We start from the raw sequence: 26,620 nt of genomic DNA on the forward strand, positions 1-26,620 counted from the left end.
ACTCTATAACGGGAGTTCCCGTCGCACCATCATTCCAATGGAAATCCAATGCGCTACTCTGAGACTTGTTTCAATAATTCGTTCCTGCTCGTTTTCAGCAACCGGAGCTCTCTGGGAAGAACAGCCTTATTTACTCTTCTCTTCACTGTATTTTGGATAGTGTAGCATATATAGATAATATTGGTAAAGGACTACGTTGAAATAGATAGTTCATTTTTTTGAATGTAAGCTTTTAGTTGCATGAAAAGCGACTCGCAAAACTGGATGGACTGAATTATATTGGAAGCATCCTCAAGGGAATGATTAAGACCATCAAAAACAGCAAGATCGAGAGTAGTAAGTTGAGCTATTTTTTCCTGTGAAAAATGTGGATCAGCTGTGCCAATCGCCAAAAATGCTTGTTTATTTAATAGATTAGCCATTGTATGATCTAGCGACAATAGTGGTGTTAAGAGTATATATCGAGCAGGTATTGAAGACGACTGTTGCATATAAAAGTCTATTATAGGTAAGGTTCCTAATGATTTACCTATATAAACTGCATTTGTATAAGGTTTTGTTCTTAAGCAGTGTTCTACAATAGGATTGACAATGCTATAGACCATATTTGAAATAGCCTGTGGTTCCTGTTCGAACAGTTGTTGTTCAAACGAATAATTGATTTGGATAACATCATATCCAAGCTCTAACAGTAGTAATCGTGAATAATAAAGAACAGGTTTTTCGTAGCTATAGCCTGTACCAGATAACATAAAGCATATGCTATTGCTGTTTTGATCAAAAAAATCATAAGGTATTCCATTACAGTTCTCTTGCTTAGCTTTAATTTTCATAAAGATATCTCCATTCTTTGGAAATTTAGTTTATAATTCGACTATAACAAGGAGGGAGAGAAAAATGAAGGCTATAGTAATAAATGAATTTGGTACGTCTGATGTATTAACATATACGGATTATCCAAAGCCTACAATCTCTACAGGAGAAATCCTAATACGTACAATCTATACGAGTGTGAACTATGCAGATATTAAAAACCGTACAGGTAATAAGGCTAAAGGGAATTTTCCAATGATTCTCGGGTTAGACGTTGCAGGTATTGTAGAAGCGGTTTTTAATGAAAACAGCAATTTTCAGAAGGGGGACCAGGTCATTGCATTTCCGACAAATGGTGCTTATGCAGAGTATGTCGTAGCAAAGGAACAATTGGTTTTTAAAGTCCCCTATGATGTACCACTAGAGAAGGTAGCAGCTGTGCCAACTGTATCGTTTTTATCGTACATCTTAACAAATCAGATAGCACCTATTAGTCAAAATGATTCGGTATTAATTCATGCTGCATCTGGTGGGGTAGGAACAATGCTTATTCAAATGGCTAAAAAGCTAGGCGCTAAACAAATTATTGGAACTGTAAGTACTTTGGAGAAGGCATCGATAGCTTATCAGCTTGGGGCAGATCATGTTCTTACATACGATCAATTTAGTGAGCATGTACGAGGCTTTACTGGAGGCCTTGGTGTCGATATTATCTTTGATTCGATTGCGGGAGCTATAACGGAGGAAAGCTTAACTTGCTTAGCACCGTATGGCACACTTGTACAATTCGGCAATAGTGGAGGCAAGGCAGGAACTATTAAAACATCGGATTTACATAGTAGCTGTCGTAATGTAAAAGGATTTAGTCTTGGTACGACTAGGGACTTAAGACCGGAAATGTTACAACAGGTCGCTCAACATATTTTTTCTTTATTAAAAGAGGATAGTTTTCAAGTGCCCATTGCTAAAGTATTTTCATTAGAGGATATGCAGAAGGCTCATGAACTGATGGAAAGTCGTCAGCATCAGGGAAAAATAGTAATTAAAATATAGAAAAAAGGGGAGAGTGACGCTCATAGGAAGAGCGCCATCTCTCTTCATCAACTGTCTAATTCATTTAGTTTTTCACAAATTCGTCTTTTTCGATATAGCATAATACCCGTTTCAGCAACATCTTGAATCATTCCTTTATTTGCATATGCGCCGAAGATCATACCTGCAATAGGTATCATCTGAAACAGTTTTTTCCAGCCCATCTGGTCCCGATACGTATAAAATACCTCCTGCCAGCCTTGTAGCTGGGAAATCATATTATCAGTAGCTTTATTAGTACTATTCATAGTGGAAAGCTCCTGTAGGATGGCTTCCTTACCGACAATATCTGCTGATGTGAATTGCAGGCATTTCACAATAAAAATACGCTCCATTTTATCGTTAGGGTCATAGCCGTGAATAATAGCAATTTCTTGCAATGTCTTCAGTGCGGTTCCTAAAATAACAGGTATATCGATAGCCAAGGTAAATATTCCGCCAAACCCAGTAGAAGCCCCTTGAACAGTTGCAAACTTTACACGCTCATTTTGCAATTTATCACTAAGAGTAATCATATCCTCTAACGGGATTTGACCAATATCTGAAATGCCCAAAATATGCTCTGTGGCAGAATGGTTACGGACTTTTTGAATCATAGCTTGTTCATTGATTAAATATTTTCCACCGGATTGTATGTAGTTCCCTAATTCATCGACTAATATTGCAATTTTATTTTGAATAAAAGTAGGCGTCATTTTATCTAACAACTTAAACGGTATTCTACCTAGTTTCTCCCAAAACCATAAATCCTTTTGATCCTTTTCCCAAACCTGAATTTCCTGCAAGTGCTGCTCTAATAGCTGACGGTTCTCCATTAATGTCTATCCCCTTATGTGTTCATTTACTTTACATACGAAAAAAAAAGTATAAGGTTTCGCCTTGCCTCGATTCATCTGTATATTTTTTGTGTCGAAAATAAAGTCATGTACAAATGGACTCTGATCATCTAATAAAATGACATGTTTTTACCAGACAGAAGCAAGGAGTGCAATACCTTCATCTATTTGCTGAAGTGTCAGTCCCCCGTAGCCTAAAATGATTAAAGTATCATCTGTACCATGCTGATAGGAAGTAGAACATGGATAGACAAGAATTCCGATCTTTTGAGCAAGTTGAATCGCATTTTTCTCAGAGAGTCTATTAGGTAACTTCATCACAATATGTAGCCCAGATTTTTCACCAATGATTTGAAATTCCTCCGAAAAATGAGTGGAGATAGCAGTTAGTAGAGCTTGTTGTTTTTTACGATAAACTGTTCGCATTTTCGCTAAATGCTTATCAAATTGACCTTCTGCAATAAAATCAGCTAAAACAAGTTGCTCTACTCTGGAGACAACTGATTTTTGTTCATGGTTAAAGGCATTAAACGATGCAATTAATGACTTTGGTAAAATCATATAACTGATTCGCAAAGAAGGCAGCAACGTTTTAGAAAATGTTCCAAAATAAATAACTCGCTGAAGCTGGTCCATTTTTGCTAAAGAGGGGATTGGCTGCCCTTTATAACGAAATTCTGAGTCATAGTCATCTTCAATAATGTATGCATTATTCAAATTTGCCCATTGCAACAAGGCGGCTCTTCTCTCTACGGTCATAATCATGCCTAAAGGAAATTGATGAGCTGGTGTTGTGTATAACATGTGAATTGTTTTTGAAGGAAGCGTTATACCGGCTTTATCCACAGGGATGGCCTCTGTAGACAATCCACATTGTCGTACAGTAGTATGTACCCGTTTAAAACCTGGTTCTTCTACTCCGACCTTACTCCGGGGACCAAAAAAGAGACTAAGAGCTTGAAGTTGACTTTGTGTTCCACCATAAACAAACACTTGAGAGACATTACAAACAACGCCACGTGAACGTTGTACATAGCGCGCAATTTCAGATCGTAAAACGTCTTCTCCTGCCCAAGGACTTGTGGATAAATTATTCTTGTTTACATGTTTTTTCAGGAGCTTATGCCAAAGTGAATAGGGAAAAGCCTCGTTATCCACATGACCGTTATGAAAATCATACTGAATGTCATTGGATATGATTGTCCCTAGAGGAGTCTCATGCTGCTGTTCCTCTTGTACCCAGTCAAATTCAAAGGGAGCAATAAAATAACCCGACCGCTCTTTACTATAAACATAACCTTCTACCAGTAATTGTTCATAAGCCTCCTTTACAGTATGTACACTTACATCGAGAGTTCGCGCAAGAGCTCGCTTAGAGGGTAATTGCTCATGACTTAAAAGCCTTCTTGCTAAAATGGACTGCCTAATTTCTTCATAAATCTGTATGTATTTGGCTGAATCTCCTGTCAATGAAATGGATAGCTCCACAAGATAACCTCCTCTGGTATGGTGTGGTTTTTAATAATTGGTACTTTCTATCATATCAATTTTACCGTTAAATAATTAAAAAAGGAGTGATATATCATGGAATTTATTGCATTAGAAAATGAAATAGTTAAACTGAAGCCTTTAGAGTTAAATGATTTATCGGGGATATTAGAGGCGGCGAGTTATCCAGAAATTTGGTCACATATGTCCACAACGATCGAAAAAATGGTGGATGTGAATAACTTTGTGGAAAATGCTTTATTAATGCGGCATAATAAAACAGAATTTCCTTTTGTTATTGTGGATAAAAAGACGGGAGAGATCATAGGGTCTACACGTTTTATGGATATAGATGATACACATCAGCGGGTTGAAATAGGAACAACATGGCTGACACCAGCCTACTGGCGTACTGCTATTAATACCAATTGTAAATACCTATTATTACAATACTGTTTCGAAACCCTTCATTTACAGCGAGTTCAAATCAAAACTGATCTTGAAAATAGTCAGTCTCAGAAAGCTATTGAGCGTATAGGAGCGACAAAGGAAGGGGTATTACGGAATCATATGATTCGTAAAGATGGAACCACTCGCCATACAGTCATGTATAGTATTACGTTAGAGGAGTGGCCGCAGGTGAAAATTCACTTAAATCAATTATTAGGCGAATCTATTTAATATTTGGGTTTTAATGGATTTTTATTGGCCGCTAAGGCTTTTTTTTCTATTAAAAAGTGTCAAAAAATAAGGGGAAGGGTAGAGTACTTAAAAATTGAAAGAGGGTAATCTACTTGAAACCAAAATACACGCTAAGACAAATCTATGGTGAGAATGCAGTTTATACACCAAGAACGCCGTTTAGTGATAATCCATGGATGATGGACGATCCCCATAAGCTGGATGCCCTAACCTCTAGAGAAGTAGCAATTGCGGATATTCCTGTATTGGTGCATCGAGCTACCCAAACTGAAAAAGCTCAGGAACTACATCGATTAACAGGTTTACCATGGGTAGAACAGCCTTTTAGTTATGACACACAGGCGGAGTATTTAGCTCATATTCGTTCTTGGTGTGAAGACGACAAAACGATTGTTTGTCAATATATACATGACTTGGAACATATGGACCGTCAATGCTATTGGATGGATGCCGAGAAATTTAATGAATTGAATTCAAAAGCATATATTGATCATTTAATCGATAGCAAATTTGTTCCGAGTCGTTTAAATGTTGAAACCTATAGGCTCTCAGATGCCATCAAAAATTGGCAACCGCCTGTGGTACTTAAGCCGGGCGATGATTCCCCAACCTCTGGAGGATATGGAGTCATCATTTGCCATAATAAAGAGGAACTGACGGAAGGTCTGCGGCAATTTCGAATGACTGGAACGGAGAGCATAATTATTGAGGAGTTATTACAGACAAAGGACAATTATAGCTGTCAATTTGTCTACTCCGAGGAGCTAGGTATCCAATATTTAGGAGCGTCTCAACAAATTACCGATGAAAACGGTATTTATCACGGTAATATTATAGTAGATGAAGTTCCTGAAAAGGTCATCGAAGTAGGAAGACATATTATGGAGCAAGGTGTTGCAGAAGGTTTCGTTGGTGTGGCAGGGTTTGATTTAATTGTCACAGAGGCTGGTGATGTTCAGGCTATTGATTTGAATTTCCGCCAAAATGGATCCACCTCAATGCTAATGTTTCATGATACTTTAGGTAAGCCTATCAATAAATTTGCCTCCTATGTTGCACAAAGTCCACAGGAAAATGAAGTTTTCTTTCAAACCATTAAGAAGTTTGTTGAACAGAAAATTTTATTTCCGTTATCATTTTATGACGGGAATTATTTTGATGAACCTGTTCCCTCTAGATTCGTTGGAATATGGTATGCCGATCAACTTAGCGAGATTGAAAAACTTGAGCAGGAACTATTATAGTAAAAAAAGAATGGTCATTAATCGACCATTCTTTTTTTATAAATAAATGCAGCAAGAAACCAAGAAAATAGAGACCATACAACTATCGTAATCATAGGAATGAAAACATCTGTCATTGAATATTTACCTTCTAATGCTTCTGCTAATTGTAATAATTGTGAGCTTGGTAACCATTCTGCAATCTTTAGGATTGGATAAGTAGAAGCAAAATTTAGGGCGATTGGGCCAAAAGAGAAAATTATGATAACCGGTAAAACAATGATGGAACCTTCCATAATAGACTTAGAAAATAATCCACAAATCGTTCCAAGTGCAATATAAAATACAGTAGAAAGTATTAATGAAATCGCTAAAATGAGTAGGTTAGATGGTTTATATCCGACAATAAAAATAGACATAGCCACCACGATCATCGTTACGATAAGAACAAATAAGCTTTTACCAATTAATATATCTACTAGTGAGGCAGGGGAGAGCATCAGGCTGCGCAATGTATTTTTCTCCTTCTCCTCCGCAATTAAACAGCATTGTATATAAGCCGTTACCATTGAAAACGTCATATTAATAGGTAAGAGAAAAGCGTTGATAGAGGATGCACCTGATTGGTTATATAAAAATGCCAAAATTATTGGCAAGAGTACCATCGAAGACACAGCATAGTTACGTGAAAATTCCTTATAATCTTTCATTAATATAGCTTGAATTCTTGTCATTGAAATATTCATACTAAATCACTCCCTGTTATTTGCATAAAAATATCGCCTAATGTTGGTTCATTTGTATGGATTCGAGTAACGACGTTGGCTTGCATCCATTGATACAGCTTTTGAGCATCTTGAGCGCCGTTTTGAATAACTTCTTGTGTACCATCTGTAAGTTCAACAGTCATAGAATCGGTGCCAAATTCCTGCTTCAAGTCGCTTGGAGCACCAATTGCTCGAATTTTCCCTTTATGCAGAAAAGCAACTCGGTCACAAAGTATTTCGGCTTCGCTCATGTCATGTGTTGTTAAAAATATCGTTGTCCCCATGGCATTCAGTTTTCGTAAACCATTATATATATGTTCTGTATTGACAGGATCAAGGGCAGAAGTAGGCTCATCTAAAAATAATAATTCGGGCTTATGCATAATAGCTCTAGCCAGTGTAACCCGCTGAATCATTCCCTTTGATAGCTGACTAATCTTCTTTTTGCGATCAGCATATAAGTTCACAAAATCAAGAGCTTCTTTAACTGCAGTAACTGACAGCTCATATAGCTTACTATAGAGTAATAAATTCTCCTCAATAGATAACCTAGTATACAAACCGCTATTATCTGTTAATATGCCAAAACGTTTACGATTTTGACTTTGTTTCATGTCAGCTGCTGGCTGTCCAAATAATAGAACATTTCCAGCAGTTTTTTCAGTTTGCGCAGTCAATATTTTAATAGTAGTTGTTTTTCCAGAGCCGCTCGGACCAAGGAAACCAAATATTTCTCCTTTTTGTATAGTAAAGGAAACATCTTGTAGTGCGGTTTCTTTATTAAAGGTTTTTTTCAAATGCTGTACATCAATTACTGCGTTCATGTGTAAGCCTCCTGTTTTGTTGTTGATGTCTAAACTATAAACAACAAGTGAAAGGTTCACAGCAAAAATTAGATGAGAGGCGGAAAAAAGACCATCAACGAAACAATATAGAAGGTGACAGGAGTCGTTTATTTCCTGGGAAATCTACTAAATTCCGAGTATTTCCTTTAAATCTGCTAGTTTATTTTTCGACAAAGGCACAACGGTTTTATCAGTACTGTTGAGTGCAAGGCTATAGCTATTGCGTGTCCATGTAATGATTTCTCGAACCTTTTGTAGGTTAACAATGTATGAACGGTGGCTTCTGAAAAAGCCGAATGGTGTCAGTTTTTGCTCTAGCTCATTCAGTGATAGTGTACATGGATAGGCTTCACCTGCAACATTAATAGAAACGATACCTTCCACACTTTCAATATAATCAATTTCTGGTGGATTGAATAAAATGATCTTGTCATTCTTCTTTGTTGGAATTTTATCAATGCGAATCGGTGAATTTTCAAGATGGGGAAGTGTTTGCTCTACTTCTTCCTCTTTAACATCCAAGGTATGTAAGCCGGCCCCATCTAATCTATGTATAGTAGTACTTGCAATCATTAAGTCTTCTAGATTATTAGAAAGTAAAATGATGCTTTTTTGCCTTTCAGTGAGTGTTTTTAGTATTTGTTGGACATTTTGCTTAGAAAACTCATCGATATTTTGAAAGGGTTCTTCTAATACAAGAAGAGACACTTCCTGAAGATATGTACCCGATAACTTTAATCGCTGTTTTTCACTAGTAGAAAGCTTACTAATTCGAATGTTTCTTTGATCAGTTAAGCTAAATAGCTTTAATAAATCCTCAACCTCATTAGTTGGGCGTTTAAATAATTTTAAATAAAAACGTATATGCTCACGAACAGTAAGGCGTTCATAGAGTGCACTTTCGCGAAAATATGTAAATGTATGGTCTCGTTTCATAAACCATTGCGTTAAAGTATGTATTTTAGAAACATCCGTGTAGATGCCGATAATCATGCCGGGTTGTAAGTAAATAGGAAAACTCGGATAAATCACATTACCTCCCTCAATATATGGGTCAACCAAAATATCTAGATGTTGTTCCATTGTTTGTTCCTCCTAATGTTGTTCTACTCGTAAAAAGTTTAAGATCTTTGCGTGTGCTTGCAAGTAGCTAGCTGGACAAAAATTGGAATTATAAGTATCCATAAAACCGTGATGTCCTTGATATTGCTCTGTCTGAACATTGAATTTATGTCCGAGTTCCTGTTTTATTGCATTCACATCAAAGCTACTTTCATAGCTAGGTAAAATGATCAAAGTTGGACATGATGGTTGGACATCTAAGAATTGGCGTATTCGTGAGCCATAAACACAAATAACTCGATGTAAGGGGAGCGTTGATAATCTCCAGGCTAATGTGGCACCTACACTATATCCAATTAGCACTACCTCATCATACTTTTCACATGCCTCTAGTAGTTTTTTGGATAACATCTCAAGAGGTGCGTCAAAGCCGACTGTATGTAAGAAATAATCATAAGCTTGTTGTTCCTGTTTGTATGAAAAGGATTTTCCTTCTGGATAAAGCGAAACACAGCAAACGGAGGTATACTCGTCAAGGTAAGATTGGGCTTGTTCTTTGATAAATTGATTGATGCCATATATTTCATGTAAAATAAAAATTTTTCTTTTCATGACGACCCCTTTTGGCTTTTTCCAATAGTGTATCAAAAACTAACGTTTACGTATATTTTAGTAATTTATGGATTTGTTTTTTGTGTTACTAGAATAATTTATGGTTAGATGGGGGAAAGTGTTGAAAATAAAAGGACCACACAATTTAGTTATATCTAATTATGTGTGGTCCCTTTATTTAGTTTCTTATTCAACGAATGCATCCGATTGTTGAAAATCTTATTTTTTATTCAATTGTGTCTTACTGTCAACAAAATTTCTAACCTAAAAATACAATTTCACCATTTTCCTTTTTTGCTCGAATTGTAATTTTGCCCACACATTGTTCTGGATTGTTATAACCATTTTCTACTTCTTGAAATAGCGTAGATAATAGATTTTCTACTTCACCTAATGTTGTATCTTTAGAAAGTTTATGTACACGCATTAATTCAATACCTTTATAAGCATCTTCTGTTCCATGAACTTCAATTCCTCCAAATGCTCTAACTTCAATTTCTATTTTCAAATTTTTCAGCTCCTCAAAATTATTAACGCATTTACGTATTAACTTTTAAAGTGTTTGGAAAACTTGTCCTATATTCAACAACCATGGATCAATTTCCTTTATTCAGCAATATGGCCTTTTAGAATAAAAAGATGCTAAATAAACGCGCCCAATTGTTGAATACCTTATTGAAGATAAAAGGATATGTTTCATTTTTTATGCATTACATATTGAGACTTACTGAACTTAAAGTTATTTTTCTCGTAAAACGAAATTAATCCTTCTCCACAAAATAAGCTAATTACATCAATATGGGAAAGTTCGTCCAACAATTTTGATACAAGTTTCGTTCCTATTCCCGCCTTTTGAAATTCATTATGTATAACTACATCTTCAATGTACGCCCTGAATTTACCGTCTGAAACAGCTCTTGCGAAGCCTACAAGATTATCGTCAATCCACACACCAATTGAAATATTCTGTTTTAACATATCTTCAATATCTTTCTCTTTTCTTTCTTCCCACCAACCTGCGTCTTTATAAAGCATCATAAGTTCAGTGCCTTTAATTGGTCTTTCAGAAAAACTTAAAAATTGTATATTCATTCGTTATCCCCCTTTGACTTTTCATTGATTTTACATTTACAGTATAGAGCTGTCTTCTTCAACTAAACTGCCCCCGTTAGTTAAAGAACAATTCTTCACAATTTCACCTATATGTTAACATAAATATCCAGATCTTTTAAAAGTAGTGTTCAATTATATGGCCCAATTGTTTGAACCTCTATCTCTTATTGGAGCAAAGCACACCGTATAGCTAAGGAGCAGTCTGCTGCCAGGACAGCTATTTTTTATACTTCATACATATTAAAACTAGCAATTAATGTTAGTTTGAGAGTGCATGGTCGATGGAATTACGATATAAAAATGATTTAAAGAATAGTAAGAATTGACAAAATAGCTTTGAAAAGGGGAAGTTTTACTTGATAATGATTATCATTATCGTATAATAGGGGAGTAAGGAAATAATAAGCATTTTTATAAGATGAAAAGTATACAGTAGGGGTTGTAGTTCAGCTGATGCCGCAGCCTAATTGTTGAGATAGGAAATAAACATAAACGAAAGGTGTGTTAAGTATTGTTTGAACAAGAATTGTATGATGTAACGATCATTGGTGGAGGACCAGCAGGGTTATATTCTAGCTTTTATTGTGGCTTACGTGAAATGAAGACGAAGCTAATTGAATCACAGCCGCAGCTTGGGGGGAAAATCCACGTTTACCCAGAGAAAATGATTTGGGACATTGGGGGCGTTACGCCAATTTCAGGTGGCCAACTCATTAAGCAGTTAGTAGAGCAAGCCTTAACATTTAATCCTTCTATTTATACAGATGAAAAGGTATTATCAATTGCTAAAAACGAAGAGGGTATTTTCGTTATTACAGCCGAGTCTGGGAATATCCATTATTCAAGAACGGTCATAGTTGCTATTGGTGGAGGCATCCTTAATCCTCAAAAAATAGAGATTGAGGGAGCTGAACGATTTGAGGTATCTAATTTAAACTATACTATTAAATCCTATGAAAAATTTAAAAATAAAGCGGTCATTATTTCTGGTGGCGGCAATACAGCGGTAGATTGGGCACTAGAGTTAATGGAAGTGGCGTCAAAGGTCTATTTAACGTATCGGAAAGATCAATTGTCTGCACATGAGGCTCAAATTACGGAGCTTACGAATAGTGCGATTGAATGCCATTATAATTCTGAAATTACAAAATTAATTGCAGATGATCAAGAAGGAATGATTAAAGCAATTGCTTTAACAAACCATGAAATGGCTACTGTAACGGAAATTCCTATCGATGAAGTTGTTATTAGTCATGGCTATGTACGTGATAAAGAGCTATTAGATAATAGTCCATTAGCAATTGAACGTAAAAACGACTATTTCATAGCTGGTACTATAAATAGTGAATCATCTATTCCGGGTCTTTATGCGGCAGGAGATATTTTGCACCATGATGGCAAAATCCATTTAATTGCAGCAGCTTTTCATGATGCATTGCACGCAGTGAATAGTGCGAAGAAGTATATTCAGCCAGATGCTTCTGATGGCGGTATTGTATCCTCCCATAATGATATTTTCAAACAACGTAATCGCAAGCTATTACAGGAAAGCTTAAAATAATCAATCTTAGGAGCACTAATGCATTTTAGGTGTTCCTTTCTTGTTGTTTTAAAACATGCTATAGGAAGGGAGCTATTCAGTATCAATACGCAAGAAATTATAGAATTCTATACAATGGCACCTTTAACATTTACGTCTGTCACTACTGGCCAGATTTCTTCAGAAATGGTTGCTGAGACTAGCGAGACGAAGGAAAATGTAGCTAGACTTATCTTCCCATTCAATGGGATAGGAGACGTTAAAATTGAAGGCACTAATTATCGCATAAAAAAAGGAAGGATCCTCCATGTTGGTCCGAATTTTCCCATTCAATTCTTAGCTGCAAATGAGGCCAAATTAGAATATGTAGTCATTTACTTTCACCTATCTGATGAAGAACAGGCGAAACTTCCTCTTTATAATAGTCATTTTCCTTTACAGATTGTAGAGCACATGAAATTAATGAACCTCGTGCAACAATTAATCGAAACAAATCAAAAGGGTAGTCATTTATCATTTCTTCAATCCAAAGTACTCTTTTTAAATATTTTAGAGGAAATAATTTTATTGATGAAGGTGAAAGGCTATCAAAACATAGCATCCATTTTGACGTATATACAAGAAAATTTTACAAAGAATATTACTGTGAACGATATAGCTAATGAATGTAATTGGGATCGTAGAAAATTGAGCTATGTATTTGAAAAAAGAATGGGTGTCAGTCCCCATGTTTATTTAACTGATTTACGTATCCAAAAATCTAAAATGCTATTAAGGTCATCTGATTTTTCTATAAAGGAAATAGCTGATCGAGTAGGTTATACGGATTATTTTTATTTTAGTCGTGTCTTTAAAAAGGTGACAGGTTTATCACCTAGTATTTTCCGCAAACAGATGAATTAACAAACACTCGATGAAAAAATTACATTCATTGGGTGTTTTTTGTATAGATCGAACATAGCTTTAACTTTTTTGGACAACCTAAGTAGAAATACTGACATGGTGGGGTGATGATCATGAAAATAGAGAGGTCGTCAGAGTGGGAAGAAGGCTTTATCAATCGCGTCAATGATCTTGAACAATGGCATAGCTGGACATTATATAAGATGAACTATGATATTGTAAAAATGAAATTAATCCCTGATTTCAAAGGTCTACAAGCTACAAAGTATTTACCAAATTTAAAACCTCTTGCACATCAGCTAGAAGCAGCTGAAACAGTCATTGAACGCATGAATGGAAAAGCCATTTTAGCAGATGAAGTAGGTCTTGGTAAAACAATTGAAGCGGGTTTGATTTTAAAAGAATATCTGTTAAGGGGCCTTGTGAAGAAAGCGTTAATATTAGCGCCAGCTTCTCTTATTAATCAATGGATTGAAGAGTTAAATTTAAAATTTCATATACCTGCTATCGCTTATAAAAAAAATTGTCCAATAGAGCGCTATGACGTCATTATCATGAGTATGGATACGGCGAAGAAGAGCCCTCATAGGGAACGTATTTATGAGCAGGATTACGATATGATTATTATTGATGAGGCCCATAAATTAAAAAATAATAAAACACAAATTTATGAGTTCGTCCAAGGATTAAAGAAAAAGTTTTGCTTATTATTAACTGCCACTCCTATACAAAATGATGTTTTCGAATTATATTATTTAATTTCCTTATTAAAACCAGGACATCTGGGGAACTATGATACCTTCCAATCGGCCTTTTCAGCCAGTAAGCATCATCTAGAACATGATGATTATTTGAAGGAATTGGTCAATCAGGTGATGGTGAGAAATCGAAGAGAAGATACAGGTATTGAATGGACTAATCGTTGCGTTCAAATTGTGCCGATTACATTTACGGAAGAAGAAAGAGAAGTTTACGATCTCCTTGGCTCTCTCGAAAACAAAGGATCTTTTGCATTAATTACTTTGCAGAAGGAAATGTGTAGTAGCAAGGAAGCTACAGCATTAACATTAACAAATATGCTGAAGGAGCATGGACAATCACAAGAAATGGAAGATATTATAGCCAAACTAATGGCGTTAGAAGTGAATTCTAAAGCAGAAAAGACGATTGAGATTATTGAACAGGCGAAGGATAAAGTTATTATCTTTACAGAATACCGTGCAACTCAAATTTACTTACAATGGTATTTACATTCTAAAGGTATTACAAGTGTATTGTTTAACGGAAAATTTAATAAAAGTAAACGAGATTATATGAAGCATTTATTCAAAGAAAGAGCACAAGTACTTATTGCCACAGAGGCTGGTGGAGAGGGAATAAATCTTCAATTTTGTCATCATGTCATCAATTATGATTTACCATGGAATCCAATGAAGCTAGAGCAACGAATTGGTCGTGTCCATCGTTTGGGGCAGGAGCATGATGTTCACATATATAATCTTGCTATTGAAAATACCATTGAAGAAAAAATCTTAGAATTACTTCATACCAAAATCGATGTGTTTGAAAAAGTGGTTGGTGATTTAGATGCCATTTTAACAAACTTAAAAAAATCAGTATGAGGTAAGGAGGGAAACTATGTATCCGCAGCAAGTTCATGAGTATTTAAAGGGATTTTTCACCGAAAATGAATGCCCTATTTTAGGGGAAGAGGATCATTCTTTGACCGTGCAGTTGACGGTAGATATTGATAAAAGAATTATGAATAGACCATTTTATTGGCAATATATAGAGGCAACTAATAGTGAACCAAACCCAGCTCAAGTGACTTTTATTACAGATCAGACAGCTATGGCCGGTAACTTGTTTGGTGAAGTGATTCATTATGGCTCACCACGGTTAAATCAGCTTTTTCATGCGACAGGAGAACTAGGTGCCTATGTCCAATTATTTGAAAAAGTGGATCATGCAATGGGGCAGGTTATCCTTACACCATGGCTAGGCGTTAATTTTAAAGTTTCCTATTGCTGTGATCGGACAAAAGAAATGATGTATTCATTTGGTATTAATTTATTAACGGGTGTTATCAAAGAGAATTTTCATGAATCGATTTATGCCTCAGATTTTGACACCGAACCAGCAGAGAATGTTTTTCATGTGCAATATATAATTAAACCAGTACGTGCTCTTGAAAGATTAAATGCAGCAGTGGAATCCATTATTGAAAAGGATGATCATTCGTGGGCCATTGAAGCGCAAAAGAGATGGCAACGTGATCAACGAGTATTGGATTATTTTTATGAGGATGTAGAGGATAAACCGGAATGCTATGAAATTGAAAGAAAAGCATTAGAGGAGCAATACGAATCTAAAATTAAAATTGACATTATTAATGGAGGATTATTTTATCTCTTTTAAATGAGGAGCTGTCCCTAATAAGACAGCTCCATTTTTTAATTGTCTTCCACCAGGCTTTGTAGCTGGGCCAATTTATTGTCCCAAAATAAATGAAAGTATTGGAGCCAATCCTCAATTTCCTTTAAACGCTCACCATGCAAAGTGTATATCTTTTCGCGCCCCTTTTTTTGAGCAGACACAAGTTCTGCCTGTTCTAAAATTTTTAAGTGCTTCACGACAGCTGTTCGACTAATCGCAAAATGCTCTGAAATATTAGAGATAGGTCGATCACTAGATGCAAGTAGCTTTAAAACATTTCTTCTTGTAGGATCTGCAATTGCCTGAAAAATGTCATATTTAATTGCTTCTTGGATCATTAGGCTTCTGCAATTTCTTTTAATTTATGGTGGATGATCATTGTCCAGCCGCCATCCATTTTTGTGCGTATGGCTTCAGTAGCAGCGTTAGCTTTTGGAATAATATGTGAAGCTTCCTTCCAGCCACCATGTGTTAAGGTAAATTCTGTTTGTTCTCCGACTTCTTTTAACTCAAAAGTAACGAACCAACCATCCTCATCCCAAGCAAATCTTAGAAAATGTGGCGCATCTACACGTTCAACTTTACAGGGTGAAGGACCAAACGGCGATTGAATCGTAAATTCATGACCTTCAATAGGTTGAAAATCATTGGGCATAAACCAAGAAGCGATTTTTTCTGCAGTTGCTACCGTATCCCATACCTTTTCTATAGGTGCATTAAGTGTAATTGTTTTAACAATATCGGGTAATTTTCCGCTCATGTGTCAATCTCCTTTATAGATAAAATGTAACCATTAGGTGTTATGAATATATAACACCCAATGGTTGTATGTCAATGTCAAAAGAAAAAATTTAGTATCTTTCTGTAAGGAAGTACATATGCTACAATTATTTTTATAATTTTCTGACAGAAAGTAGGGGAGCAAAATGGTGAACATCTCTGTTTTCTTAATTATGTGCATTTTACTCATAATTTTACCTGGTCCAGATACAGCTATTGCGACAAAGAATACCTTGACTGTAAGTAGAAAAGGAGGCTTGCAGACTATTTTAGGGTCTTGCGGTGGTTTATTGATTCATACGTGTGCAGCAGTCATTGGGCTTTCCGCTATCATTGTGAAATCAGCTTATGTGTTTGCTGCATTAAAGTATATTGGTGCAGTTTACTTATGTTATTTGGGTATTAAAACATTGTGGACCTTACGGACAATTCGCGCACAATCACCCGAAGTGCAGGATGAAGCTCATATGGATCATAAGTACTCACATCAATCATGCTTTAAGCAAGGGTTCCTCACTAATGTGACGAATCCTAAGGTGGCTGTATTTTTCCTAACATTTCTTCCTCAATTTGTGGATGGAACGAGTGGAACATTCCTACCGTTTTTAATCATGGGATTAATATATACAACTTTAACGATGTTATGGTTTGTATTTTATGTTTATCTATTAGATCGCATTAGTGCATTTATGAAAAGGCCAACTACTAAGGCAGTAATCGAAGGATTGACGGGTGCGGTGTTAATAGGCTTCGGCATTAAATTAGCATTGGAAAAGGCCCACTAATATCCAATACACCACTATATTTAGATGTAACAATCTAATGATAGGTGGTGTATTTTTTTGTTGAAGAGGTGTGTGAAAAATAAAGGAATATCTTCTGAATGAAAGTTGTAGTTTCAGTGCACTTATTTTTTTAGAAGGATTACCATAGATGAAGAAGAATTAATTACTATAAGAGAATTTTGCTGAGGCTTTCATCAAAAAGAATAAATGGGGAAGATAGTTATGGAATTACGAGATTTAAAAGCATTTATGTCTGTTGTCGAGTATGGTAGCTTTACGAAGGCTGCGAATGAATCATTTGTATCTCAGCCTTCACTAAGTAAAAGCATAAAAAAATTAGAAGATACATTGCATGTAGAATTATTGAATAGATCTACACGCCATGTCGAGCTAACAGATGCAGGCAGTATTGTCTTTAAACAGGGGCAAAAGATCATGCGTTCCGTTCAAGACCTGCACATTTTACTAGATGATTTATTAAATATAAAGACAGGCTCCATCAAGCTAGGGATTCCACCTTTAATTGGGACATTATTTTTTCCGAAAATAGCTAGAGAATTTCATCAACAATATCCTGACGTGCATTTGGAGCTTGTTGAACGAGGTGCAAAAACGGTGGGGACGTTAGTAGAAAACGGTGATGTTGATATGGGTATTGTCGTACTACCGACGGATGAAAGGAAGTTTTCGGTTCAGCCATTTGTAGAAGATCAATTTTATGTATTTATAAATGAACTACACCCATTAGCTCAGTTTAACGAAATACAATTGCAGGATTTAAAAAATGAAACCTTTATTATTTTTGCTAAGGAATTCGCTTTACATGATTATGTGATTAAATCATGTGAAAGTGTTGGATTCTCACCAAATATAGGCTATAAAAGTTCACAGTGGGATTTGATAGTTGAACTGGTATCATCAAATTTAGGAATAACATTACTGCCATATTCTATTGCTGCTAAGCAAACAAATAATAATGTCAAAATGATTCCCTTAGCTAATTTTGACATGCCCTGGCGTTTGGGGATTATCACCAAAAAAAATACATATCAATCGTATGCCTTAAAACAATTACTTAATACGATACGTAAGTAAGACATATAGCGATTTATTCTATTTTGGAATAAGTAGTATTCTAATTAATTCCTTTACTTGTAAAATGCTAATAAGGTAGAATTTTTCTTAATAAACGAGCAATTTTAGGGGGTTTCGAGATGAAGGATGGGAAAGTGTGGGGTTCATTTGAAGAAGCGGTTGCTGATATTAAGGACGGTGATATATTAGCAGTAGGAGGCTTTGGTCTATGCGGTATACCAGAGAAGGCTATTGCAGCTTTAGTGCAAAAGGGCACGAAGGATTTAACAGTCGTCAGTAATAACTGTGGTGTAGATGATTGGGGCTTAGGCTTACTATTAGCGAATAAGCAAATAAAAAAAATGGTTGCCTCTTATGTAGGTGAGAATAAAATTTTTGAGCAACAATTTTTAAGTGGTGAGTTAGAGGTAGAGTTAACGCCTCAAGGAACGCTTGCCGAGCGCCTACGTGCAGGAGGAGCGGGGATTCCTGGGTTTTATACAGCTACTGGAGTTGGTACGCCTATTGCTGAAGGCAAAGAAGTAAAGGTCTTTGATGGGAAAGACTATATATTAGAAAAAGGAATTACTGCTGATTTTGCTCTGGTTAAAGCATGGAAAGCAGATAAGCTAGGTAATTTAGTGTATAGAAAAACATCACGTAACTTTAATCCGCTAGCTGCGATGGCAGGTAAAATTACCATTGCTGAGGTTGAAGAAATTGTAGAAGTTGGCGAGTTAGACCCAGATCATATCCATACACCAGGAGTTTTCATTCAACGTGTTTTATTGGGTGAAAGTTATGAGAAACGTATTGAGCGTTTGACAGTGAAAAAGGGGGAAGCGTGATGGCTGATACAAGACAAAGAATCGTAAATAGAGCAGTAAAAGAAATTCAAAATGGCATGAATGTAAATTTAGGTATTGGTATTCCAACTTTAGTTGCCAATGCTATTCCAGCCGATTATGAAGTACTTTTACAATCAGAGAACGGATTACTTGGCATCGGTCCCTATCCAGTTGCAGATGACGTAGATCCCGATTTAATTAATGCGGGGAAAGAAACTGTAACAGCTATGCCGGGTGCCTCATTTTTTGATAGTGCAGAATCATTTGCTATGATTCGCGGTGGTCATATTGACCTTGCTATTTTAGGCGGTATGGAAGTTTCAGAGAATGGAGATCTGGCAAATTGGATGATTCCAGGGAAAATGGTCAAAGGTATGGGGGGCGCCATGGACCTTGTAGTAGGAGCAAAAAGAGTCATCGTCGTTATGGAGCATGTTAATAAAAACGGTGAATCCAAAATTAAAAAACAATGTGAACTCCCATTAACAGGTAAAGGTGTTGTCCACCGATTAATTACAGACTTAGCTGTATTTGATTTTACCAAAGATGGGATGCAGCTTATTGAATTAGCAGAAGGCGTTACTTTAGAGGAAGTAGAAGCAAAGACTGCGGCTTCGTTTCATGTAGCTTTAGCACAATAATTTCAGACTTAGGACTGTTTTCAACTTGGGTGTATCATCCTATACTCGTTTAAAAAGGGAGAATTTCGGATGGACCAACAATGGACAAATGAACTAGCAGTTGCACAGGTCAGAGTAGCAAGGCCAACAGATCAATTAGAAGAAATTGAACGATTTTATTGTGATGGCATAGGATTAAAGAAAATTGGTTCTTTTTCAGGGCATCGTGGCTATACAGGAATAATGATTGGTCTTCCAAATGCACACTATCATTTGGAATTTACAGAACATGTTGAAGGGAGCCCTTGTCCTGCTCCAAGTAAGGACAATCTGTTAGTGCTCTATATTCCAAATAAAGAAACCATTCATAGCATTGCTAAACGCTTATCACGAATGGGGTACCCGAAGGTAGAGCCTGAAAATCCATATTGGATGCAGAAGGGTATTACTATTGAGGACCCTGATGGCTGGCGCCTTGTATTAATGAATACAGAGGGCATTTAAAAAGAAAAAGGAATGCACGAGCTATAATGGTAGTCTCGTGTTTTTTTTGTCTGAATAAATACCCTGCATAGTATATAATTTATAAGGGGGGTATTTATATATGCAACGAATTAAAACTTTAGATAGTTGGAGAAAAGTGTTAGAACAATCTCACGAAATGCCATGTCTTGTCTTAAAATTTAGTCTGACATGTATAAGTAGCATTTCAGCTTTAAAAGAGTTCAAAGCATTATCGACAGAATTACCTAAATATGTAGTCATTGTCCAAAAGGAACGTGATGTTTCCAACGCCATAGAATGTGATCTACAGGTAAAGCACGAATCACCGCAGTTTATAATTTTGCAGGGTGGTAAAGGAACTTGGCAAGCAACCCACTACAAAATAAAACAGTCTCTGTTAGCGGAGGGACTTAGTCTGTATATGAAATGAACACAAAAGATACCCCTCTATACATGGAGGGGTATCTTTTGTTTCGATAAACTTAATCCTCTAAAGCTTCACTTTCATGATAATTCGTTGCGGTTGACTCGATATCTACCTGTAAATAATTGGCCCAATCTACTTTATGATAATCCTCTTCACTAAAATAAATATTCAATACTTCGGTCATAGTTTTATCTCCATCTGGTTCAGTAAGTGGAGCATACCAAGTAACAGCAGGTGTCTTTACATCTTTCAGCTTCGACAAATCAGCAAAAATTTTAGTGGAGTCCTTCAGCATCTGACTTTTCGAACCTTCTGTCACATCCGTATCTTGTATTGATATTGTGACAACACCTTTGGATTCTTCAACCGTAAACTCATTTTTAACAATTGCTCCGACAATATCTTCAACGGAAGTGTTTTGATCTACTGCGACCTCTTTTGGATCGTCACTCTTTCCGCAAGCTGTTAGTAGCAGTGAAGCAAATACCATTACATACATTAACTTTTTCAATATCATTACCTCCCTTGTTACTCCATATATGCGCAAAATGGATGGGAATTATACAAAATATGAGAAGGTTGTATGTACTTTTTAAAACTAGGATTTAAAACGTTAGATGAACGTGGCTTTTTAAGGAAATTATTACAAATAGGATATTTAAAATTGAAGATATAGGAGGTGTGTAGGGCAAATACGTATGGGGGATTTAGAATGCATTTTTCATAAATAAAAAAGCACCTTAACCATATTGGCTAAGGTGCTGTAAAAGTAAATGTAATATAAAAAGCCGCGTATGCCGTAGTTATTATAGAAAGTTTTAAACCACCACTCCTCAAAGTGGGTGTTCGCAGAAGTTTTCCTGCTTATCCTCATGCACCGTAGTGTGAGGCCCGTCATTCCAACTCCAATAATAAAACTCCCTTTTACAGCTTAAAGGTTAAAACTTAATATTATACGAACAATGCAGCCTTTATGGATATATTAAAGCATGATCGACAAACATGCAAGTAAGATGATTGCTTGAAATAAGTCAATGGGCAGGTGTACCAAGTTATGCAATACGTAGCGACAAATACCTTTAGAAATGAACTGGAGCTTCATATTATTTTCACAAATACGAACAAAAAATACGAACAACCTTTGCTTATTATGGACGACTATGTAAAGATAGGAACATATAGAGGATTTATCTAGTAAAAAAGTAAAGGGAGGAAGCAGAAATGTCAGCTTATCCAAATTGTCCAAAATGTAATTCTGAATACACATATGAGGATGGAACGAATTATGTATGTCCTGAATGTGCGCATGAGTGGAGCATGGACGCAACGGAATCAGAAACAGATGCACTTATTGTCAAAGATGCAAATGGTAATCTGTTAGCTGATGGTGATTCAGTTACGGTTATTAAGGACCTAAAGGTAAAGGGGAGTTCTTCCACTTTAAAAATAGGAACGAAGGTAAAAAGCATTCGCCTTGTAGAAGGGGATCATAATATTGACTGTAAAATTGATGGCTTTGGTGCTATGAAATTAAAGTCAGAATTTGTGAAAAAAGCATAGTACAGTGAAAAAGCGTCTAAACATTAGTTTATGTTTCGGCGCTTTTTTGTATTAGTATTTATTTTAAAAATTCTGCGTAATAAAATGGCAAAGGCCGCACCCACTAAGGCAAAAATCGTATGTAAGAGAGCGATATAGCCTGCTCCCATCAAAAGTGCCCCAAATTCTGTAAAGGAGTAGGTGGTAATATAGAGCTCATTAGTTAAGTTGTCGATAATCGCCCAAACAAATACAGGCACAGAGCTAATGATAAAAACAATCCAAATGTTTTTATAAAAAAGGTAAGACAGACAACCGAAAATGGCATACGAAATGACAAAGCCCATTTGATTGCCAAGTAACGATGAATTAATGGCAAACATGAAAGAAAGTACAATAAATATAAGATGAAAAAAAGATAACGTTTGTTTCACCGGTATGTATTCTTTTTGAATTGGTTTTGAGCTAAAGAGCTGCTGGCAGTGCGAACAACTTGCTAAATGCTGCTCTACATATATTAATGTTGGTACTTGAAGCATTTGTTTCTTATATAACGGTAATAAATCTTCTACAATTGGGCAATCTTCTGACAAAACTCTCCCTCCATTCAATCACCTTTCATTATACGATTTTTTTAGAGGAAATAAAAAAAGCCTTCCTGAACTTTTCATTCGGAAAACTTGTACATGCACCTGACTATTTGGCTGTTAGTACTTCATTTGTTAATGCTTGAATATCAATATGGGTTTTCTCCTGTACGGCGTCTTTTAATATTTCAGTGCGGAAATAATGGACAGTTGCCTCAAGTGGAATGGCTAAAAGCTTAGATAAGGCATTTTGATACATATAGACGAATTCTTTATCAGTATTGCCACGCTTTAATTCTGCAAAAGCTTCGTAAAATTGGTCCAGCTTATCTGCAAATTCAAGTAAACGTCCTTCTATCGTATTATCCTTGCCTTCTTTCATGCGTTCAAAGAAAATGGCCTGGAATTCTTCAGGGATTTCATTGCTAATAAACTTTTCCATCATCTTTTCTTCCACATGCGCTAGCATTTGCTTGAGCTCGGGGCTAGCATGTTTTACTGGCGTTTTAATGTCACCAATGAAAACTTCAGCAAAGTCATGATTAATTGTTTTTTCATATAAAGATTTCCAATCAATCCTTTCGCCATTCATTTCTTCTAATGTCGCGAAGAACATCGCATATTGTGATACTTTCCAGGAATGGGCTGCCACATTATGTTCTTCAAATTTGAATCGCCCAGGGCAACGAATAATTCGTTCTAAATCATTGAGGCTTGTAAAAAATTGATGAATTCCTATAAAAATCACTCCTTTTGTTCTATAAGTGCATGTTACTATAAACAATACCCTCTTTGTGAGATTTTCAAACAATTTAACAATGATTCAATTTGTGTTTACAAAGGATTCACAATTACCGAATAAGCAGACGAAGGTTGAATGCTATAATGTAGGGGACTGATGAAAGGGGGAGTACACATCATGTTTTCCATTTATACGCTTCTTCTTTATATACATATTTTAAGTGCAGTTCTTTCGATTGGGCCATTGTTCGTTGTGTTAACGATTGTAAAAAAAATGCGTACAGCTTCAAATGGTGAAATGCCACCATATATAGAATCTTTTAAAGGGGCTATAGCCATTGTCAAACATTCAGGACATGTACTTGTAGTTTCAGGTATTTTACTAATGTGGCATGCCGGTTACCATTGGAGTACTTCGTGGATTGTTCTCACTTTCCTCGTGATGCTTGCATCCATTGTATTTTTAGCCAGAGCGTTTAAACCAACATTACGGACTTTTAATACACCAGCTTACAATCACCAACGTTTTGTTGCTCTATTACAGCGCAAGACGTGGATGTACATTTTGCTATTGCTCATTATGTTATGGCTAATGGTGGCAAAGCCAATTGTTTGGTAACGAGTCTTTTATTATTGAAAAATCGCACCCCGAGGAGTGCGATTTTTTTAGTTCACTAAACGTTTGAAATAGCTTTTTCGTATCCATAAATAACTGATGAGGAACAGTACAAAGAAACAACAAGAACTGGCAATGGAAACTTGTAAAAATGCTGTAGAGACCATTGTACGCATAGCTAATAAAATAGTAAGTAATAGCAAAATTGCTATTGTGAAGGGTACAAATATAAGAATGGCCAATTCCTTAGCAATTACGGAGGATAATTCTTTTTTAGACAGTCCTAGCTTACGAATGCCCATATATTTTTCTTTTTCCTGTAACAATGTTGTTTGTAAATAGAAGTAAAGTATACTCATGGCTGCACTTAAGAAAATTAAACTTAACATAGAGCCAATGAAGAACATAACGCTTTTAACAAACATTTCTGTATCATATAAGTTGATTTTGGATGTAACGTAACGTTCACCAGGTAAGGATGGTATGTGTTCAGTAATGGTCTTTGCCAATTCGGTATGTGCTGTCCAATTGTCTAATTCATAAATATAGGTTTTATAAACAGGGTAGTCAATCGACTGATAAATAGAATCTGGCACTATAAAGTAAGTTTCCTGGAACCCTGTAGATAGTAGGTTCTTTTCGTTAATTTCAGCGAGTTTGAATGATTTTATATAACGGTCACTAGCATTGTTGGTTATTGGTGCTATACCATGATTCCCAGCAACGGCTATAAATTCATTTTCATTAAGGCTGTTTTCCTTTTGCTGTAGTAGGTTGTAATCAGATAATGACATATAGCCAAGGCGTCGATTCTCATCTGATTTTAATTCAATAAAATACTTGTTTGCTTTTACTGTTGCTAGCTTCGTTTCAAGATAGTCTAAGTCTTCCTTCACTTTAATGTCTTCAGCTTTTGGATCCGCAATATATTGAAAGCTATACGGATAATTTCCTTCGCTATCTTTTTGAACATTGTAATAAGAGCTAAACAAAATGCTTGTACATAGAAACACGCCACTTAACAAAATGGTAATTAGAAATAGCATATTTGCATGAGATTTCATTTTTGCATTTAAATTTGACGCTAAAAGCATATTTGTTTTGCGAAGGTAAGCGGGCGACTTCTCAAATATTTTCAGAAATAGACGTAAGCCTTGAGCAATGACTAAATAAATCGTACTAAGAATGCTAGCGAAAAATAATAAATAATAGAAAACACTTAAAGACTGTACAATAGCATGCTCAATCTTTAGTAAATAAGCGAAAAGGGCGGTCATCACTATGCTAGCAGCTAATAATATATAATGCGGTTGAATAGATTTTTCGATAACAGTATCACTTTTTAAAAGCTGTATGGAGGCTTCCTTATTAATAAATTTAGTGACGACTTTGGAAATTATCATAAATAAGATTAAAAATAAACCTATTGTTAAACCAATTGCCTGTAGAGGTATATACATACTAAATGTATCTGCTTTTAACACTACTTTAGCAGCCATTAAGAACAGGGGAGTCATGACAAGGCCAAGAACGATTGCTGCTATAATCGCCATAATTCCAATGAATAAGTTTTCGCGGAATATTAGCTTTCTTACTTGTGTCATGGAAGCCCCTGTAATCATGAAAATGCCAAGAGTTTTGGTCTTTTTGCGTAAAAATGCCATGATCGAATAAGTGATATAAATAAATGAAAATAAATAAACAAGCATACTGGCAAACATTAATGAAATGCCAAGTGTTGAGTCAGGATCTAGGCTTTTTAAGCTGGGATGAAAGACGATTACAGAAAATAAAAAGAATATAATGATGGAAAACATACTGCTCAGAAAATAAGACACATATGTCCATTTATCTCGTAAAATATTTTGGATAACAATGTGGTTAAAGGTCATGTTGCCCACCACCTAGAAAAGCAAGAGTGTCCATAATTTCTTGATAAAATTGCTTACGATTGTTGCCCCGATGTATTTCATTATATAATTTGCCATCCTTGATGAATATAATACGATTGGCAAAGCTTGCTACGTAAGGATCATGTGTCACCATGAGAATGGCAGTTTGTAGTTCCTGATTGATGGAGGTGAATAAGTCCATCACATCATTGACGGCTTTTGAGTCCAGATTCCCTGTAGGCTCATCTGCTAATAACAAGCTTGGTTCATGGATAACAGCACGAGCAATAGCTACTCGTTGCTTTTGCCCACCTGAAATTTCATAAATACGTTTCGGTAAAAGCTCCTCAATTCCAAGAAATTGCGCTACATGCTTTAAACGTTGACGCATTTTGGCGCTAGGTATGCTATCTAATGTTAGCGGCAATAAAATATTTTCCTTTACCGTTAAAGTATGAACAAGATTAAAATCCTGAAAAACAAAGCCTAATTCAGAACGTCTAAATTTTGCAAGTTCCTCATCATTTAAAACATAAGGATTTCTATTATTAATAACAATATCTCCAGCAGTGGGGCGATCAATGGTGGATACACTATTTAGAAATGTTGTTTTGCCACTTCCGGAGGGCCCCATGACCGCTACAAACTCCTGTTGCTGTAACTGGAAGTCAATGCCGTTTAATGCCTTGTAGGTAATCTCCCCGATATATTCTTTCTGCAAATTGGTCACTTGAAGAATGGTGTTTCCCAACTTGGAACAACTCCTTTAAATTGA

At 36.0% G+C, this 26,620-nt stretch carries 31 protein-coding genes, 1 other RNA gene and 1 other annotated feature (1 of these 33 running past the window's edge); of the genes, 15 read left to right on the forward strand and 17 right to left on the reverse strand.

What is annotated here, in order from left to right; translation table 11 throughout:
• Nucleotides 1-155, reverse strand: a binding site (T-box leader) (it extends 104 nt beyond the left edge of the window).
• A 36-nt stretch (nucleotides 156-191) separates the two neighbouring features.
• Complete coding sequence (locus tag B3D94_RS06955; protein ID WP_291756016.1) at nucleotides 192-833, reverse strand: hypothetical protein; 642 nt, start codon at nucleotides 831-833, stop codon at nucleotides 192-194.
• A gap of 64 nt (nucleotides 834-897) precedes the next feature.
• Between B3D94_RS06955 and B3D94_RS06960 the strand changes: the two genes are divergently transcribed.
• A complete protein-coding gene (locus tag B3D94_RS06960; RefSeq protein WP_069479818.1) occupies nucleotides 898-1,866 on the forward strand; it encodes a quinone oxidoreductase family protein in 969 nt (322 codons plus the stop codon).
• Between the two features lie 47 nt (nucleotides 1,867-1,913).
• Here the strand turns inward: B3D94_RS06960 and B3D94_RS06965 are convergent, their stop codons facing one another.
• Together B3D94_RS06965 and B3D94_RS06970 are read right to left on the reverse strand one after the other, a co-directional pair.
• Nucleotides 1,914-2,720, reverse strand: a complete 807-nt coding sequence (locus B3D94_RS06965; protein WP_291756019.1) for an EcsC family protein — start codon at nucleotides 2,718-2,720, stop codon at nucleotides 1,914-1,916.
• Nucleotides 2,721-2,870: 150 nt separating this feature from the next.
• Nucleotides 2,871-4,229 carry a PLP-dependent aminotransferase family protein gene (locus B3D94_RS06970; RefSeq protein ID WP_069479820.1) on the reverse strand — a complete coding sequence of 453 codons (1,359 nt, stop codon included), beginning with the start codon at nucleotides 4,227-4,229 and terminating at the stop codon, nucleotides 2,871-2,873.
• Between the two features lie 96 nt (nucleotides 4,230-4,325).
• Between B3D94_RS06970 and B3D94_RS06975 the strand changes: the two genes are divergently transcribed.
• On the forward strand, nucleotides 4,326-4,910 hold the full coding sequence (locus tag B3D94_RS06975) for a GNAT family N-acetyltransferase (protein WP_291756021.1): 585 nt from the start codon (nucleotides 4,326-4,328) through the stop codon (nucleotides 4,908-4,910).
• Between the two features lie 113 nt (nucleotides 4,911-5,023).
• Nucleotides 5,024-6,175 (forward strand): L-aspartate--L-methionine ligase LdmS, encoded by a 1,152-nt coding sequence (ldmS, locus tag B3D94_RS06980; RefSeq protein ID WP_291756023.1) that lies wholly within the window; start codon nucleotides 5,024-5,026, stop codon nucleotides 6,173-6,175.
• A 17-nt stretch (nucleotides 6,176-6,192) separates the two neighbouring features.
• Here ldmS and B3D94_RS06985 read toward each other — a convergent pair whose 3' ends face one another.
• The 6 genes from B3D94_RS06985 to B3D94_RS07010 form a co-directional block, all read right to left on the reverse strand.
• The gene (locus tag B3D94_RS06985; RefSeq protein WP_069479823.1) at nucleotides 6,193-6,900 is read right to left on the reverse strand and encodes an ABC transporter permease; all 708 of its coding nucleotides are present in this window, start codon (nucleotides 6,898-6,900) and stop codon (nucleotides 6,193-6,195) included.
• A complete protein-coding gene (locus tag B3D94_RS06990; RefSeq protein ID WP_069479824.1) occupies nucleotides 6,897-7,745 on the reverse strand; it encodes an ABC transporter ATP-binding protein in 849 nt (282 codons plus the stop codon). Before B3D94_RS06990 ends, B3D94_RS06985 begins: the two co-directional genes overlap by 4 nt.
• Nucleotides 7,746-7,892: 147 nt before the next feature.
• Nucleotides 7,893-8,849, reverse strand: a complete 957-nt coding sequence (locus B3D94_RS06995) for a LytTR family transcriptional regulator DNA-binding domain-containing protein (protein WP_291756026.1) — start codon at nucleotides 8,847-8,849, stop codon at nucleotides 7,893-7,895.
• A gap of 12 nt (nucleotides 8,850-8,861) precedes the next feature.
• Entirely contained in the window at nucleotides 8,862-9,476 is a 615-nt protein-coding gene (locus tag B3D94_RS07000) for a dienelactone hydrolase family protein (RefSeq protein ID WP_083244588.1), read from the reverse strand.
• A 223-nt stretch (nucleotides 9,477-9,699) separates the two neighbouring features.
• Nucleotides 9,700-9,948, reverse strand: a complete 249-nt coding sequence (locus B3D94_RS07005) for a hypothetical protein (protein WP_069479827.1) — start codon at nucleotides 9,946-9,948, stop codon at nucleotides 9,700-9,702.
• Between the two features lie 188 nt (nucleotides 9,949-10,136).
• Nucleotides 10,137-10,532 carry a GNAT family N-acetyltransferase gene (locus B3D94_RS07010; RefSeq protein WP_069479828.1) on the reverse strand — a complete coding sequence of 132 codons (396 nt, stop codon included), beginning with the start codon at nucleotides 10,530-10,532 and terminating at the stop codon, nucleotides 10,137-10,139.
• Nucleotides 10,533-11,064: 532 nt separating this feature from the next.
• On the opposite strand from B3D94_RS07010, the gene B3D94_RS07015 reads away from it, so the two are divergent.
• From B3D94_RS07015 to B3D94_RS07030, 4 genes are all read left to right on the forward strand, one after another.
• Nucleotides 11,065-12,114: an NAD(P)/FAD-dependent oxidoreductase gene (locus B3D94_RS07015; protein ID WP_291756032.1), complete on the forward strand. Its 1,050-nt coding sequence runs from the start codon at nucleotides 11,065-11,067 to the stop codon at nucleotides 12,112-12,114.
• A gap of 18 nt (nucleotides 12,115-12,132) precedes the next feature.
• Nucleotides 12,133-12,996: a helix-turn-helix domain-containing protein gene (locus B3D94_RS07020; protein ID WP_291756035.1), complete on the forward strand. Its 864-nt coding sequence runs from the start codon at nucleotides 12,133-12,135 to the stop codon at nucleotides 12,994-12,996.
• A gap of 107 nt (nucleotides 12,997-13,103) precedes the next feature.
• A complete protein-coding gene (locus B3D94_RS07025) occupies nucleotides 13,104-14,618 on the forward strand; it encodes a DEAD/DEAH box helicase (RefSeq protein WP_036122476.1) in 1,515 nt (504 codons plus the stop codon).
• A gap of 16 nt (nucleotides 14,619-14,634) precedes the next feature.
• Nucleotides 14,635-15,414, forward strand: a complete 780-nt coding sequence (locus B3D94_RS07030; RefSeq protein ID WP_069479831.1) for a YqhG family protein — start codon at nucleotides 14,635-14,637, stop codon at nucleotides 15,412-15,414.
• A gap of 35 nt (nucleotides 15,415-15,449) precedes the next feature.
• Here the strand turns inward: B3D94_RS07030 and B3D94_RS07035 are convergent, their stop codons facing one another.
• A complete protein-coding gene (locus B3D94_RS07035) occupies nucleotides 15,450-15,770 on the reverse strand; it encodes an ArsR/SmtB family transcription factor (RefSeq protein WP_069479832.1) in 321 nt (106 codons plus the stop codon).
• The gene (locus B3D94_RS07040; RefSeq protein WP_036122484.1) at nucleotides 15,770-16,192 is read right to left on the reverse strand and encodes an SRPBCC family protein; all 423 of its coding nucleotides are present in this window, start codon (nucleotides 16,190-16,192) and stop codon (nucleotides 15,770-15,772) included. The genes B3D94_RS07035 and B3D94_RS07040 overlap by 1 nt, the downstream gene beginning before the upstream one ends.
• A gap of 166 nt (nucleotides 16,193-16,358) precedes the next feature.
• Between B3D94_RS07040 and B3D94_RS07045 the strand changes: the two genes are divergently transcribed.
• The 6 genes from B3D94_RS07045 to ytxJ all read left to right on the forward strand — a co-directional run bounded on the left by B3D94_RS07045 (nucleotide 16,359) and on the right by ytxJ (nucleotide 20,473).
• Nucleotides 16,359-16,997, forward strand: coding sequence for a LysE family translocator (locus tag B3D94_RS07045; RefSeq protein WP_291756043.1), 639 nt, complete (start codon nucleotides 16,359-16,361; stop codon nucleotides 16,995-16,997).
• 222 nt (nucleotides 16,998-17,219) lie between these two features.
• Nucleotides 17,220-18,092, forward strand: coding sequence for a LysR family transcriptional regulator (locus B3D94_RS07050; RefSeq protein WP_291756045.1), 873 nt, complete (start codon nucleotides 17,220-17,222; stop codon nucleotides 18,090-18,092).
• A gap of 119 nt (nucleotides 18,093-18,211) precedes the next feature.
• Nucleotides 18,212-18,919 carry a CoA transferase subunit A gene (locus tag B3D94_RS07055; protein WP_291756047.1) on the forward strand — a complete coding sequence of 236 codons (708 nt, stop codon included), beginning with the start codon at nucleotides 18,212-18,214 and terminating at the stop codon, nucleotides 18,917-18,919.
• Nucleotides 18,919-19,560, forward strand: coding sequence for a 3-oxoacid CoA-transferase subunit B (locus B3D94_RS07060; RefSeq protein ID WP_069479836.1), 642 nt, complete (start codon nucleotides 18,919-18,921; stop codon nucleotides 19,558-19,560). Before B3D94_RS07055 ends, B3D94_RS07060 begins: the two co-directional genes overlap by 1 nt.
• Before the next feature lie 69 nt (nucleotides 19,561-19,629).
• Complete coding sequence (locus B3D94_RS07065; RefSeq protein WP_291756051.1) at nucleotides 19,630-20,043, forward strand: VOC family protein; 414 nt, start codon at nucleotides 19,630-19,632, stop codon at nucleotides 20,041-20,043.
• Between the two features lie 100 nt (nucleotides 20,044-20,143).
• Entirely contained in the window at nucleotides 20,144-20,473 is a 330-nt protein-coding gene (gene ytxJ, locus B3D94_RS07070) for a bacillithiol system redox-active protein YtxJ (RefSeq protein WP_291756053.1), read from the forward strand.
• Between the two features lie 52 nt (nucleotides 20,474-20,525).
• On the opposite strand, the gene B3D94_RS07075 is transcribed toward ytxJ, so the two are convergent.
• Together B3D94_RS07075 and ssrS are read right to left on the reverse strand one after the other, a co-directional pair.
• Nucleotides 20,526-20,987, reverse strand: coding sequence for a hypothetical protein (locus B3D94_RS07075; RefSeq protein ID WP_029986952.1), 462 nt, complete (start codon nucleotides 20,985-20,987; stop codon nucleotides 20,526-20,528).
• A 264-nt stretch (nucleotides 20,988-21,251) separates the two neighbouring features.
• A non-coding RNA gene (gene ssrS / locus B3D94_RS07080) (6S RNA) lies at nucleotides 21,252-21,444 on the reverse strand.
• A 247-nt stretch (nucleotides 21,445-21,691) separates the two neighbouring features.
• On the opposite strand from ssrS, the gene B3D94_RS07085 reads away from it, so the two are divergent.
• The gene (locus B3D94_RS07085) at nucleotides 21,692-22,030 is read left to right on the forward strand and encodes a zinc ribbon domain-containing protein YjdM (RefSeq protein WP_069479839.1); all 339 of its coding nucleotides are present in this window, start codon (nucleotides 21,692-21,694) and stop codon (nucleotides 22,028-22,030) included.
• A gap of 23 nt (nucleotides 22,031-22,053) precedes the next feature.
• Here the strand turns inward: B3D94_RS07085 and B3D94_RS07090 are convergent, their stop codons facing one another.
• Both B3D94_RS07090 and B3D94_RS07095 read right to left on the reverse strand, forming a co-directional pair.
• Nucleotides 22,054-22,602 carry a zf-HC2 domain-containing protein gene (locus tag B3D94_RS07090; RefSeq protein ID WP_291756058.1) on the reverse strand — a complete coding sequence of 183 codons (549 nt, stop codon included), beginning with the start codon at nucleotides 22,600-22,602 and terminating at the stop codon, nucleotides 22,054-22,056.
• A gap of 103 nt (nucleotides 22,603-22,705) precedes the next feature.
• Nucleotides 22,706-23,344, reverse strand: a complete 639-nt coding sequence (locus B3D94_RS07095; protein WP_175422971.1) for a YfbR-like 5'-deoxynucleotidase — start codon at nucleotides 23,342-23,344, stop codon at nucleotides 22,706-22,708.
• A gap of 171 nt (nucleotides 23,345-23,515) precedes the next feature.
• Between B3D94_RS07095 and B3D94_RS07100 the strand changes: the two genes are divergently transcribed.
• A complete protein-coding gene (locus tag B3D94_RS07100) occupies nucleotides 23,516-23,956 on the forward strand; it encodes a DUF2269 family protein (protein ID WP_025115556.1) in 441 nt (146 codons plus the stop codon).
• A gap of 47 nt (nucleotides 23,957-24,003) precedes the next feature.
• Here the strand turns inward: B3D94_RS07100 and B3D94_RS07105 are convergent, their stop codons facing one another.
• Nucleotides 24,004-25,845, reverse strand: a complete 1,842-nt coding sequence (locus B3D94_RS07105) for an FtsX-like permease family protein (RefSeq protein ID WP_291756063.1) — start codon at nucleotides 25,843-25,845, stop codon at nucleotides 24,004-24,006.
• Nucleotides 25,835-26,596: an ABC transporter ATP-binding protein gene (locus tag B3D94_RS07110; RefSeq protein WP_258269814.1), complete on the reverse strand. Its 762-nt coding sequence runs from the start codon at nucleotides 26,594-26,596 to the stop codon at nucleotides 25,835-25,837. Before B3D94_RS07110 ends, B3D94_RS07105 begins: the two co-directional genes overlap by 11 nt.
• Nucleotides 26,597-26,620 lie beyond the last annotated feature (24 nt).

The organism is Lysinibacillus sp. UBA5990 (genome assembly GCF_002429815.1).
Classification (GTDB): Bacteria; Bacillota; Bacilli; order Bacillales_A; family Planococcaceae; genus Lysinibacillus; species Lysinibacillus fusiformis.